Annotated in this window: 11 protein-coding genes; all 11 read left to right on the plus strand. The window is 68.8% G+C overall.

Annotated elements, in window-relative coordinates:
* Positions 1-114 precede the first annotated feature (114 nt).
* The 11 genes from V1633_RS17880 to rplW all read left to right on the plus strand — a co-directional run bounded on the left by V1633_RS17880 (position 115) and on the right by rplW (position 12,879).
* Complete coding sequence (locus tag V1633_RS17880; RefSeq protein ID WP_331215484.1) at positions 115-4,005, plus strand: DNA-directed RNA polymerase subunit beta'; 3,891 nt, start codon at positions 115-117, stop codon at positions 4,003-4,005.
* Positions 4,006-4,105: 100 nt separating this feature from the next.
* Positions 4,106-4,459, plus strand: a complete 354-nt coding sequence (locus tag V1633_RS17885; protein WP_331215584.1) for a hypothetical protein — start codon at positions 4,106-4,108, stop codon at positions 4,457-4,459.
* 512 nt (positions 4,460-4,971) lie between these two features.
* A complete protein-coding gene (locus V1633_RS17890) occupies positions 4,972-5,568 on the plus strand; it encodes a hypothetical protein (RefSeq protein ID WP_331215485.1) in 597 nt (198 codons plus the stop codon).
* A gap of 570 nt (positions 5,569-6,138) precedes the next feature.
* On the plus strand, positions 6,139-6,513 hold the full coding sequence (rpsL, locus tag V1633_RS17895) for a 30S ribosomal protein S12 (RefSeq protein ID WP_101368150.1): 375 nt from the start codon (positions 6,139-6,141) through the stop codon (positions 6,511-6,513).
* A gap of 1 nt (position 6,514) precedes the next feature.
* Positions 6,515-6,985 (plus strand): 30S ribosomal protein S7, encoded by a 471-nt coding sequence (gene rpsG, locus V1633_RS17900; RefSeq protein WP_331215486.1) that lies wholly within the window; start codon positions 6,515-6,517, stop codon positions 6,983-6,985.
* A 90-nt stretch (positions 6,986-7,075) separates the two neighbouring features.
* Complete coding sequence (gene fusA, locus V1633_RS17905) at positions 7,076-9,181, plus strand: elongation factor G (protein ID WP_331215487.1); 2,106 nt, start codon at positions 7,076-7,078, stop codon at positions 9,179-9,181.
* A 228-nt stretch (positions 9,182-9,409) separates the two neighbouring features.
* Complete coding sequence (gene tuf, locus V1633_RS17910; protein ID WP_331215488.1) at positions 9,410-10,603, plus strand: elongation factor Tu; 1,194 nt, start codon at positions 9,410-9,412, stop codon at positions 10,601-10,603.
* A gap of 341 nt (positions 10,604-10,944) precedes the next feature.
* The gene (gene rpsJ, locus V1633_RS17915) at positions 10,945-11,253 is read left to right on the plus strand and encodes a 30S ribosomal protein S10 (RefSeq protein WP_007073037.1); all 309 of its coding nucleotides are present in this window, start codon (positions 10,945-10,947) and stop codon (positions 11,251-11,253) included.
* 11 nt (positions 11,254-11,264) lie between these two features.
* Positions 11,265-11,930 carry a 50S ribosomal protein L3 gene (gene rplC, locus V1633_RS17920; protein ID WP_331215489.1) on the plus strand — a complete coding sequence of 222 codons (666 nt, stop codon included), beginning with the start codon at positions 11,265-11,267 and terminating at the stop codon, positions 11,928-11,930.
* Entirely contained in the window at positions 11,927-12,580 is a 654-nt protein-coding gene (rplD, locus tag V1633_RS17925; protein ID WP_331215490.1) for a 50S ribosomal protein L4, read from the plus strand. The genes rplC and rplD overlap by 4 nt, the downstream gene beginning before the upstream one ends.
* A complete protein-coding gene (gene rplW, locus V1633_RS17930) occupies positions 12,577-12,879 on the plus strand; it encodes a 50S ribosomal protein L23 (protein WP_331215491.1) in 303 nt (100 codons plus the stop codon). Before rplD ends, rplW begins: the two co-directional genes overlap by 4 nt.
* The last annotated feature ends 5 nt before the right edge of the window (positions 12,880-12,884 follow it).

A 12,884-nucleotide genomic window follows, 5' to 3' on the forward strand; every position in this document is an offset into this window, starting at 1 on the left:
GGGGGGCCCCGGGGGGGGGGGGGAGGTTGTTGCCCGCCCGGGCCCCCCCCCCCCCCCAACCCCAGCCCGGTGAGCTAGCAGCGGCAAAACGACACGACACGAGGGACATATAACGTGCTCGACGTCAACTTCTTCGACGAGTTGCGGATTGGCCTGGCCACCGCCGACGACATCCGTCAGTGGTCGCACGGCGAGGTCAAGAAGCCTGAGACGATCAACTACCGCACCCTGAAGCCGGAAAAGGACGGGCTCTTCTGCGAGAAGATCTTCGGTCCGCAGCGGGACTGGGAGTGCTACTGCGGTAAGTACAAGCGGGTCCGGTTCAAGGGCATCATCTGCGAGCGCTGCGGGGTCGAGGTGACCCGCTCCAAGGTACGGCGTGAGCGGATGGGGCACATCGAGCTGGCCGCCTCGGTGACGCACATCTGGTACTTCAAGGGTGTGCCGAGCCGGCTGGGCTACCTGCTGGACCTGGCGCCGAAGGATCTCGAGAAGATCATCTACTTCGCGTCGTACGTGGTGACCAGCGTGGACACCGAGGCGCGGCACCGTGACCTCTCGACGATCGAGAACGAGATCCTCGCCGAGAAGCGTCAGGCGGAGAACAGCCGCGACTCCGAGATCGAGAAGCGGGCCGCCAAGCTCGAGGCCGACCTGGCCGAGCTGGAGGCCGAGGGTGCCAAGGCGGACGTCCGGCGCAAGGTCAAGGAGGGCGGAGAGCGCGAGATGCGCCAGATCCGCGACCGGGCCCAGCGCGAGATCGACCGTCTGGACGAGGTGCTCGACACCTTCCGCAAGCTGGAGCCGAAGCAGCTGGTCACCGACGAGCTGCTCTACCGCGAGCTGCGGGACCGGTTCGGCGAGTACTTCACCGGCGGCATGGGCGCCGAGGCGATCAAGGCGCTGGTCCAGAACATGGACCTGGACGCCGAGGCGGAGAACCTCCGCGAGATCATCCGCTCCGGCAAGGGGCAGCGGAAGATCCGGGCGCTCAAGCGGCTCAAGGTGGTCGCGGCGTTCCTCAACACCCGCAACTCGCCGCTCGGCATGGTGCTGGACTGCGTACCGGTGATCCCGCCGGACCTGCGCCCGATGGTGCAGCTGGACGGTGGCCGGTTCGCGACCTCGGACCTGAACGACCTCTACCGTCGCGTGATCAACCGGAACAACCGGCTCAAGCGGCTGATCGACCTGGGCGCGCCCGAGATCATCGTCAACAACGAGAAGCGGATGCTGCAGGAGGCCGTCGACGCGCTGTTCGACAACGGCCGTCGCGGCCGGCCGGTCACCGGTCCCGGTAACCGTCCGCTGAAGTCGCTCTCCGACATGCTCAAGGGCAAGCAGGGCCGGTTCCGGCAGAACCTGCTCGGCAAGCGGGTCGACTACTCCGGTCGTTCGGTCATCGTGGTGGGTCCGCAGCTCAAGCTGCACCAGTGCGGCCTGCCGAAGCAGATGGCGCTGGAGCTGTTCAAGCCGTTCGTGATGAAGCGGCTGGTCGACCTCAACCACGCGCAGAACATCAAGTCCGCGAAGCGGATGGTCGAGCGGCAGCGGCCGGTCGTCTGGGACGTGCTGGAAGAGGTCATCGGCGAGCACCCGGTTCTGCTGAACCGGGCGCCGACCCTGCACCGGCTGGGCATCCAGGCCTTCGAGCCGCAGCTGGTCGAGGGCAAGGCGATCCAGATCCACCCGCTCGTCTGCACCGCGTTCAACGCGGACTTCGACGGTGACCAGATGGCGGTGCACGTGCCGCTGTCCGCCGAGGCCCAGGCCGAGGCGCGGATCCTGATGCTGTCGTCGAACAACATCCTCAAGCCGGCCGACGGCAAGCCGGTCACCATGCCCACCCAGGACATGGTCATCGGCCTCTACCACCTGACCCACCTGACCCCGGGTGAGGTGGGCGAGGGCCGGGTGTTCAGCTCGGACGCCGAGGCCCGGATGGCCTTCGACAACGGCGAGCTGCACCTGCAGACCCCGGTGAAGATCCGGCTGCGGGGTGTCGTCGAGGTCGACAACGGCCCGGCCGCGTCGCGCTGGACCGCGCCGGAGGGCTGGGTCGCGGGTGAGCCGCTGACCGTGGAGACCACGCTGGGGCGGGTGCTGTTCAACGAGACCCTGCCGCAGGGCTACCGCTTCGTGAACTACGAGATCCGCAAGGGTCAGCTCTCCGCGATCGTCAACGATCTCGCCGAGCGGTTCCCGAAGGTGGCGCTGGCCGCGACGCTCGACGGGCTCAAGGAGGCCGGTTTCCACTGGGCCACCTGGTCCGGCGTGACGATCGGCATGGAGGACGTCATCGCGCCGCCGCGTAAGCGGGAGATCCTGGAGCGGTACGAGAAGGAAGCCGAGCGGATCGACAAGCAGTACCAGCGCGGTCTGATGACCGTGGAGGAGCGCCGCCTCGAGCTGATCGAGATCTGGACCAAGGCGACCAACGAGGTCGCCAAGGAGATGGAGACGGCGCTGCCGCAGGAGAACCCGCTGTGGAAGATGATCAACTCGGGTGCCCGCGGTAACCTGCTCCAGCTCCGTCAGATCGCCGCGATCCGTGGTCTGGTGGCCAACCCGAAGGGTGAGATCATCCCCCGGCCGATCAAGGCCAGCTACCGGGAGGGTCTGTCCGTACTGGAGTACTTCATCTCCACGCACGGCGCCCGGAAGGGTCTCGCGGACACCGCGCTGCGGACCGCCGACTCGGGTTACCTGACCCGTCGTCTGGTGGACGTGTCGCAGGACGTCATCATCCGCGAGGAGGACTGCGGCACCGACCGGGCGATCACCATGCAGGTGGGCGAGCCGGGTGGCGACGGCAAGCTGGTGGTGCACACGCACGCCGAGACCGGGGTGCACGCCCGTACCCTGGCCGACGACGTCAAGGGCGCCGACGGCAACCTGGTCGCCGAGCGGGGCGCGGACCTCAACTCGATCCTGGTCGACCGGATCGTCGCGGCCGGTGTGGACACGGTCCGGGTACGCAGCGTGCTGACCTGCGAGTCGAAGCTCGGAGTCTGCGCGGCCTGCTACGGCCGGTCCCTGCCGACGGGCAAGTCGGTCGACATCGGCGAGGCGGTCGGCATCATCGCCGCCCAGTCGATCGGTGAGCCGGGTACCCAGCTGACGATGCGTACCTTCCACACCGGTGGTGTCGCGGGTGAGGACATCACCCAGGGTCTGCCGCGTGTGCAGGAGATCTTCGAGGCCCGGGTGCCGAAGGGCAAGGCGCCGATCGCCGACACCCCCGGCCGGATCCGGATCGAGGACGGCGAGCGGTCCCGGAAGATCATCGTGGTGCCGGACGACGGCAGCGACGAGATCGTGTACGACAAGATCTCGAAGCGGGTCAAGCTCCGGGCCCACGACGGTGACCACGTCGAGGTCGGCGAGAAGCTCACCGAGGGCACGATCGACCCGCACGAGCTGCTGCGGATCCTCGGTCCCCGGGCGGTCCAGGTCCACCTGACCCAGGAGGTCCAGGAGGTCTACCGGTCGCAGGGTGTGCTCATCCACGACAAGCACATCGAGATCATCATTCGGCAGATGCTCAAGCGGGTCACGGTGATCGACTCCGGGTCCACCGAGTTCCTGCCGGGTGTGCTGGTCGACCGGGCGGTCTTCGAGTCGGAGAACCGCCGGCTGGTGTCCGAGGGCGGCGAGCCCGCGGCCGGTCGTCCGGTGCTGATGGGTATCACCAAGGCCTCGCTGGCCACCGACTCCTGGCTCTCGGCGGCCTCCTTCCAGGAGACCACCCGGGTGCTGACCGACGCGGCGATCAACGCGCGCAGCGACTCGCTGATCGGCCTCAAGGAGAACGTGATCATCGGTAAGCTCATCCCGGCCGGTACCGGCATCAGCAAGTACCGCAACATCCGGGTGGAGCCGACCGAGGAGGCGAAGGCCAAGGTCTACTCGATGACCGGCTACCCGGAGACGGACTACGGATTCGGGCCGGCCAGCGGCCAGGCGGTGCCGCTGGACGACTTCGACTTCGGGTCGTACCGCTAAAGACGCAGGATCCAGTGCCCCCCACGTCGTCGACAGACGACGTGGGGGGCACCGTGCGTCTGACGGGCGGTCGGGTTTGTAGGCTGGTCGGGTGGAGACGATGCCGGTCGCGGACGCCGGCCCCGCGCTGCGCCATCCGCTCGACCCCGATCCGGTGCGGTCGACCAAGTCGCGTGCGGTCTTCGCCCTCGGCCTGGTCGCGCTGCTGACCGGGTTGTTCGTCGGGGGGCTCGTACCGGCCACGATCGCGATGCTGCTGGCCCGCGAGGCACGCCGGGAGGCGTACGCCTCGGGCGGCTACCTTACCGGGGCGGTCTGGCTGCGCCGGGGCGAGCGGCTGGCCTGGGCGGGGCTCGTGTTGGCGCTGAGCACGCTGGTCGCCCTGTCCGTGGTCGGCGTGCTGCACCTCGCCGAGACCCCGACCGGGCAGGACTTCGCGCCTGGGATCGACTGACCGGCGTACACCCGGGACTGGTCGGCGCTGCCTGCCCGGGCCGGGTGGGGATCCGGACGGCTCACCAGCGGTCGGTGACTGGCGCTCCGACGGTAGCCTGGCGCTGGGCACGACGCGGAGATGTCCGGCCGGCAAGCGGCCGGTGCCGGGCGGTACGCTCCGAGCCGGTCCGGTGGTCAGGGGGGATGGGCGTGACGCAGGAGGAGCAGCCACCGGCTGCGGACCGCGCAGCGGAGACGTCGCGAGGCACGCCCTCCGGCTACGAACCCCGCTACCACGAGCCCTCCTACACCTTGCCGGGCGAGCACGCGGGCCAGCCGGCGGAGCCGGTCAGCGAGTGGGCCCGGCCGACCGCGCCGGGCTCGTCCGCGCCAGCCGTGGACCCCGCTCCGCCGCCGGCCTCCCCGCGACCGCCTGCTCCGGCCGTGCATTCCGGTCCGCTGCCGGCGGTACCGCCGGGCGCGCCGCCGTGGCCCGGGGGGTTCACGCCGGCGGGGCCGTACCAGTCCGGGGTGCCGGGTTCCGCCGTGGTGCCGTACCCGTCCGGGAGACCGCCGGGGGTGGGGGCGTACCCCGTTCCGGCGTACCCGGGGCAGGCCGGACCGCCGATGGGGCCGGTGGGGCCCGGCGGCGCGCGACCCCGGCCGGTGCCGGCGCCGCCCCGGGATTCCTGGCGGCCGCCCCGCCGGGTCGACCCGGTTCCGGGTACGCCGTTCGGCATCGTCCAGCTGGACGTGCCCCCGATCACCTCGGGGCCGGCGGTCGCGGCGTTGGTCACCGGCATCGCTTCGATTCTCGTGGCGGGGGTGGTGGGCTGTCTCGGGCTGGCCGGGATCGACACCGACTGGGGTGGGTGGGCGGCCGGCGCGTTCGCGGTGCTGGCCGTGCTGCTCGGCCTCGCTGGCGTGCTGCTCGGGGAGTTCGGTCGGCGGCAGACCGGTCGGGGCGGCCCGGGGACGCCGTGGGCAGCCGGGCCGCCGCCGGCCGGCGGGTCGTCGACCGTCCGGTTCCGTGGCCGGGGGGTGGCCGTCGCCGGGATCAGCTGTGGCGCCGTGGGCCTCGGGCTGACCCTGCTGGCCTTCGCGATGGCGTTGCTGTTCCAGGCCTGAGCGTGGCCGGACGGTCACGCGGCCGGTGCGGGCCGACCGGGCCGACGTCGGCGCGACGGCCGGGCCGCCGTCCCGGAAGCGTGGGTCGGGGCTGGTTGGCGGCCCGCCGAGCAGGCCGGCGGAGGCAGCCGGTACACTGGTGTCTGGTAGTGCCCGCTGCGGGTGACACGACGAGCCGGACCCCGACCCGGAGCTGTCAGCAACGGGGTTGTCAACAACCTCCTTGTCAACAACTTCGGGGTGCCCGTTTTGACGTGCCCATCCGGGGTAGGTACTCTTTCCTCTCGTGCCCGGGCATGCCCGGGCAACTCGTGCGTGCGCCCGAGCCGTCATGCGGTCATCGAGCGGCAGCACGACAAAGTCGAACAGGTCGGGACGCGCCAGCGTGCCGACGGGCTGGAATCCGGAGCCGGTGAACGGCGTCGGAAACCGCGAGCGGGCGACACGCCCGACCGCGGGTACCGGGACCGTCGCAGGACGGCCCTGGTTGGAATGTAGGAGAGCCACTCGCTAGGGCGGCTATGACACGCGCGGTCGCAGACAGGCGGCCGAAGGGAGCGGAGAAACCCGGTGCCCACGATCCAGCAGTTGGTCCGCAAGGGCCGCCAAGCCAAGACGAGCAAGACCAAGACGCCCGCGCTGAAGGGGAGCCCTCAGCGGCGCGGTGTGTGCACGCGCGTGTACACCACCACCCCGAAGAAGCCAAACTCCGCGCTGCGCAAGGTCGCTCGTGTGAAGCTCAGCAGCCAGATCGAGGTGACCGCCTACATCCCGGGCGTGGGGCACAACCTGCAGGAGCACTCCCTCGTGCTGGTCCGCGGTGGCCGGGTGAAGGACCTCCCCGGCGTGCGCTACAAGATCGTCCGCGGCTCGCTGGACACCCAGGGTGTCCGCAACCGCAAGCAGGCGCGTAGCCGTTACGGCGCGAAGAAGGAGAAGAGCTGACATGCCGCGTAAGGGCCCTGCTCCGCGTCGGCCGCTCGTCGCGGACCCGGTGTACAACTCGCCGCTGGTGACCCAGCTGGTGAACAAGATCCTGCTGCGCGGCAAGCGTCAGCTCGCCGAGCGCATCGTGTACGAGGCCCTCGAGGGCTGCCGCGAGAAGGCCGGCACCGACCCGGTGGTCATCCTCAAGCGCGCGATGGACAACGTGAAGCCGACCCTCGAGGTCCGCAGCCGCCGTGTCGGTGGCGCGACCTACCAGGTGCCGGTCGAGGTGCGCCCGCCCCGGGCCACCACGCTCGGGCTGCGTTGGCTGGTCACCTACTCCCGGGCCCGTCGGGAGAAGACCATGGTCGAGCGCCTGATGAACGAGCTGCTCGACGCGAGCAACGGTCTTGGTGCCGCCGTCAAGCGGCGCGAGGACACCCACAAGATGGCCGAGTCCAACAAGGCCTTCGCGCACTACCGCTGGTAACGACCGATCGGGTCCCGGCGCGGTCCGCCGCGCCGGGACTCGGGGCCGGTCGCGAATACGCCGACGAGACGACGATAAGTAGGGATTGAAGTGGCCGCCGCAGACGCGCTCGCCAAGGTACGCAACATCGGCATCATGGCGCACATCGATGCTGGTAAGACCACGACCACCGAGCGGATCCTGTTCTACACCGGTATCACGTACAAGATCGGTGAGGTCCACGAGGGCGCCGCCGTCATGGACTGGATGGAGCAGGAGCAGGAGCGGGGGATCACCATCACCTCCGCCGCCACCAAGTGTGAGTGGAAGGGCCACACGATCCAGATCATCGACACGCCCGGCCACGTCGACTTCACGGTCGAGGTCGAGCGGTCGCTGCGGGTCCTCGACGGTGCGGTGGCCGTGTACGACGGGGTCGCCGGTGTCGAGCCGCAGACCGAGAACGTCTGGCGCCAGGCCGACAAGTACAACGTCCCGCGGATGTGCTTCGTCAACAAGCTGGACCGGACCGGCGCGGACTTCTTCCGCTGCGTGCAGATGATGGTCGACCGGCTCAACGCCACTCCGCTGGTGCTGCAGATCCCGATCGGCCTGGAGGGTGATCACATCGGGGTCGTCGACCTGATCGGGATGCGCGCGCTGACCTGGCGTGGCGAGACCCAGAAGGGCGAGGACTACGCGATCGAGGACGTCCCGGCCGACCTCGTCGACCAGGCCACCGAGTGGCGCGAGACGCTGCTCGACACGCTGTCCAGCGTCGACGACGAGTTCACCGAGAAGTACCTCGAGTCGCTGGACGGTGGCGAGCTCTCCGTCGAGGAGATCCGGGCCGCCATCCGCCGGGCCACCATCGCCGGCAAGGCCAACCCGGTGCTCTGCGGCTCGGCGTTCAAGAACAAGGGCATCCAGCCGATGCTCGACGCGGTGGTCGAGTACCTGCCGTCGCCGCTGGACATCCCGGCGATCGAGGGCACCGCGACCGACGGCGAGACCCCGCTGCAGCGCAAGCCGGACCCGAGCGAGCCGTTCGCCGCCCTGGCCTTCAAGATCCAGACTGACAAGCACCTGGGCAAGCTGACCTACGTGCGGGTCTACTCCGGCAAGGTCGAGTCCGGTTCGCAGGTGATCAACTCCACCAAGGACCGCAAGGAGCGGATCGGCAAGATCTACCAGATGCACGCCAACAAGCGGGAAGAGCGCAGCTCGGCCCAGGCTGGCGACATCATCGCGGTGCAGGGTCTGAAGCAGACCACCACCGGCGACACGCTCTGCGACCCGGCCAACGCGGTCATCCTGGAGTCGATGACCTTCCCCGAGCCGGTCATCCAGGTGGCGATCGAGCCGAAGACCAAGTCGGACCAGGAGAAGCTCGGCACCGCGATCCAGCGGCTCGCCGAGGAGGACCCGACGTTCCGGGTCAGCCTCGACGAGGAGACCGGTCAGACGGTCATCGCCGGCATGGGCGAGCTGCACCTGGACATCCTGGTGGACCGGATGCGCCGCGAGTTCAACGTCGAGGCGAACATCGGCAAGCCGCAGGTGGCGTACCGCGAGACCATCCGCCGCAAGGTGGACAAGGTCGAGTACACCCACAAGAAGCAGACCGGTGGTTCCGGCCAGTACGCGCGGGTCATCGTCAGCGTCGAGCCGCTGCCGCTGACCAACGACTCGCCGACCTACGAGTTCGCCAACGCGGTGACCGGTGGCCGGGTGCCGAGGGAGTTCATCCCCTCGGTCGACGCCGGTGCCCAGGACGCGATGCAGTACGGCGTACTCGCCGGCTACCCGCTGGTCGGCCTGAAGCTGACGCTGCTCGACGGGCAGGCCCACGAGGTCGACTCGTCCGAGATGGCGTTCAAGATCGCCGGTTCGATGGTGCTCAAGGACGCGGCCCGCAAGGCCGATCCCGCACTGCTCGAACCGATGATGTCCGTCGAGGTCACCACTCCTGAGGAGAACATGGGTGACGTGATCGGCGACCTCAACTCCCGCCGGGGCATCATTCAGGCGATGGAGGAGCGCGGCGGAGCCCGCGTCGTCCGCGCCCTGGTGCCGCTGTCGGAGATGTTCGGCTATGTCGGCGACCTGCGGTCGAAGACCCAGGGCCGGGCTAGCTACAGCATGCAGTTCGACTCCTACGCCGAGGTTCCCGCGAACGTGGCGAAGGAGATCATCGCGAAGGCGACGGGCGAGTGATTCCACTCGGCTGACGCCGGGCCGGTGATACCGCGAGGGCCGCGGACGAGTAATCTCGCCCGCGGCGTTCACGGGCCGGGCTGCGAGACCGGGCCTGAAGGTTTCACCGCCGCAAGACCCACCTACTTCCCGTCCGGGAACTCCTCGGTCGGAAAGGCTGTCGACAGAGTCCTAAGCGCCGGATGGCGCGCCGGGCGTACGAACCAAGAAGTCCACAGGAGGACACCAGTGGCGAAGGCGAAGTTCGAGCGGACTAAGCCGCACGTCAACATCGGCACCATTGGTCACATCGACCACGGTAAGACGACGCTGACGGCGGCCATTACCAAGGTCCTGCACGACGAGTTCCCGGACCTGAACCCGTACACGCCGTTCGACGAGATCGACAAGGCGCCGGAGGAGAAGGCCCGGGGTATCACGATCTCGATCGCGCACGTCGAGTACCAGACCGCGGCGCGGCACTACGCGCACGTGGACTGCCCCGGTCACGCCGACTACATCAAGAACATGATCACCGGTGCCGCGCAGATGGACGGCGCGATCCTGGTGGTGGCGGCGACCGACGGCCCGATGCCGCAGACCCGCGAGCACGTGCTGCTGGCCCGCCAGGTCGGCGTGCCGTACATCGTGGTCGCGCTGAACAAGAGCGACATGGTCGACGACGAGGAGCTCCTCGAGCTCGTTGAGCTCGAGGTCCGTGAGCTGCTCTCGTCGCAGGAGTACCCGGGTGACGACCTGCCGGTCGTGCGGGTCTCCGCGCTGAAGGCGCTCGAGGGCGACCCGGAGTGGACCGCGAAGCTCCTGGACCTGATGAACGCGGTCGACACCGCGATTCCTCAGCCGGAGCGGGAGACCGACAAGCCGTTCCTCATGCCCATCGAGGACGTCTTCACGATCACCGGTCGTGGCACCGTGGTCACCGGCCGCGCCGAGCGTGGCGTGCTCAAGCCGAACGAGGAGGTGGAGATCGTCGGTATCCGCGAGAAGTCGCAGAAGACGGTCTGCACCGGTATCGAGATGTTCCGCAAGCTGCTCGACGAGGCCCGTGCGGGTGAGAACGTCGGTCTGCTGCTGCGGGGTATCAAGCGCGAGGACGTCGAGCGCGGCATGGTGGTTGTCAAGCCTGGCACCACCACCCCGCACACGGAGTTCGAGGCGACCGTCTACATCCTCTCCAAGGAGGAAGGTGGCCGGCACACCCCGTTCTTCCAGAACTACCGTCCGCAGTTCTACTTCCGGACCACGGACGTTACCGGCGTCGTCACGCTGCCCGAGGGCACCGAGATGGTCATGCCGGGTGACAACACCACGATGACCGTGAAGCTGATCCAGCCGATCGCGATGGAGGAGAACCTCAAGTTCGCGATCCGCGAGGGTGGCCGTACGGTCGGCGCCGGGTTCGTCACCAAGATCATCAAGTAAACAGTAACCCCGATTAGCGTTGCCGTGCGGTAGTACGGCATACTGGTCAGGTTGCGTACCGGCGGGGTGGCTGGCTGCCCGATAGTCAGCCACCCTCGCTGGGTGTCCGGGGCGTGGCGATCCACTCCCGGCGCCCCCGCACTTCCCGCACGGGCGGGGACCGCTCCGGTTTTCCGGGGCGGAGCCTGGCCCCAGGGCGCGACACGCCCGACCGCGGGGGTCGGAAAGCACGGGAGTTGGGCAGCGCCCGAGCCCGGCATGGAACATCCCGCTCCCGGGGGTGAGCTCCGTGGTAGCAACCGGGCGGGACGGACAAGGCGAGAGAAGGAACAGAGGCCACCATGGCGGGACAGAAGATCCGCATCCGGCTCAAGGCGTACGACCACGAGGTGGTCGACTCCTCGGCGCGCAAGATCGTTGAGACGGTGACGCGTACCGGGGCTCAGGTCGCGGGACCGGTGCCGCTGCCCACGGAGATCAACCGTTTCTGCGTGATCCGTTCGCCGCACAAGTACAAGGACTCGCGCGAGCACTTCGAGATGCGCACGCACAAGCGTCTGATCGACATCATCGACCCGACCCCCAAGACGGTCGACTCGCTCATGCGCCTCGACCTGCCGGCTGGCGTCGACATCGAGATCAAGCTGTAGGGACCGGACTAATGGACAGGCAAGTGAAGGGCATCCTGGGCGCCAAGCTCGGCATGACCCAGGTCTGGGACAACAACCGTGTTGTCCCGGTGACGGTGGTGCAGGCGGGGCCGTGTGTCGTGACCCAGATCCGCACCGCTGACAAGGACGGCTACTCCGCGGTCCAGCTGGCGTACGGCGCGATCAACCCGCGCAAGGTCAAGAAGCCGGTCACCGGCCACTACGCCAAGGCCAACGTGGCGCCGCGCCGGCACATCGTCGAGCTGCGCACCACCGACGCCGCCGAGTACGAGCTGGGCCAGGAGGTGAACGTCGAGACGTTCACCCCGGGCGCGACGATCGACGTCACCGGCCGGACCAGGGGCAAGGGCTTCGCCGGTGTCATGAAGCGGCACGGCTTCCACGGTCTGGGCGCGGGTCACGGTGTCGAGCGCAAGCACCGCTCGCCGGGCTCCATCGGCGCCTGCGCCACCCCGGGTCGCGTCTTCAAGGGCGTCCGGATGGCCGGTCGGATGGGTGGCGTGCGGTTCACCACGCAGAACCTCACCATCCAGGCGGTCGACCCGGAGAACAACCTGCTGCTGGTTCGCGGTGCCATCCCCGGTCCCAAGGGCGCGCTGGTGCTGGTCCGCTCGGCGGCCAAGGCCGCCGCGAAGAAGGGCGGTGCGGCGAAGTGAGCACGGTTGACGTACTGACCGCCGAGGGCACCACGAGCGGCTCGGTCGAGCTGCCCGCCGAGGTCTTCGACGTACAGGCCAACATCGCGCTGATGCACCAGGTCGTGGTCGCGCAGCTCGCCGCCGCGCGGCAGGGCACGCACAAGGTCAAGACCCGGGGCGAGGTCGCCGGTGGCGGCAAGAAGCCTTACAAGCAGAAGGGCACCGGTCGGGCCCGGCAGGGTTCGATCCGCGCGCCGCAGTTCGCCGGCGGTGGCGTGGTGCACGGGCCGGTCCCGCGGGACTACAGCCAGCGGACCCCCAAGAAGATGAAGGCGGCCGCGCTGCGTGGCGCCCTCTCGGACCGGGCCCGCAACGGCCAGCTGCACGTGGTGGAGAGCTTCGTGACCGGCGACAAGCCGTCGACGAAGGGCGCCATCGCCGTGCTGCGCAAGGCCAGCCAGGCCAAGCGGGTGCTGGTGGTGCTCAGCAGCACCGACGAGCTGAACTGGCTGTCGCTGCGCAACGAGCCGAGTGTGCATCTGCTGGAGGCCGGCCAGCTCAACACGTACGACGTGCTGGTCGCCGACGACGTGGTCTTCACCCGGGACGCCCTGGACGAGTTCCTGGGTCGCCGCGGTGGGGCGCAGGGTGAGGAGAGCGACAAGTGACCACGATCGCCGACCCGCGGGACATCATCATCGCGCCGGTCGTCTCGGAGAAGAGCTACAGCGAGCTCAACAAGAACTGGTACACCTTCCTGGTGCACCCGGACGCGAACAAGACCTCGATCAAGATCGCGATCCAGCAGATCTTCAATGTCCGGGTCATCACGGTCAACACCCTCAACCGCGAGGGCAAGCGCAAGCGGACCCGGACCGGGTACGGAAAGCGCAAGGACACCAAGCGGGCGATGGTGAAGCTGGCCGACGGTGACCGCATCGAGGCCTTCGGCGGCCCGGTCAGCTGAGGGGT

The organism is Plantactinospora sonchi, assembly GCF_036422035.1.
In the GTDB taxonomy this organism is placed as follows: domain Bacteria; phylum Actinomycetota; class Actinomycetes; order Mycobacteriales; family Micromonosporaceae; genus Plantactinospora; species Plantactinospora sonchi.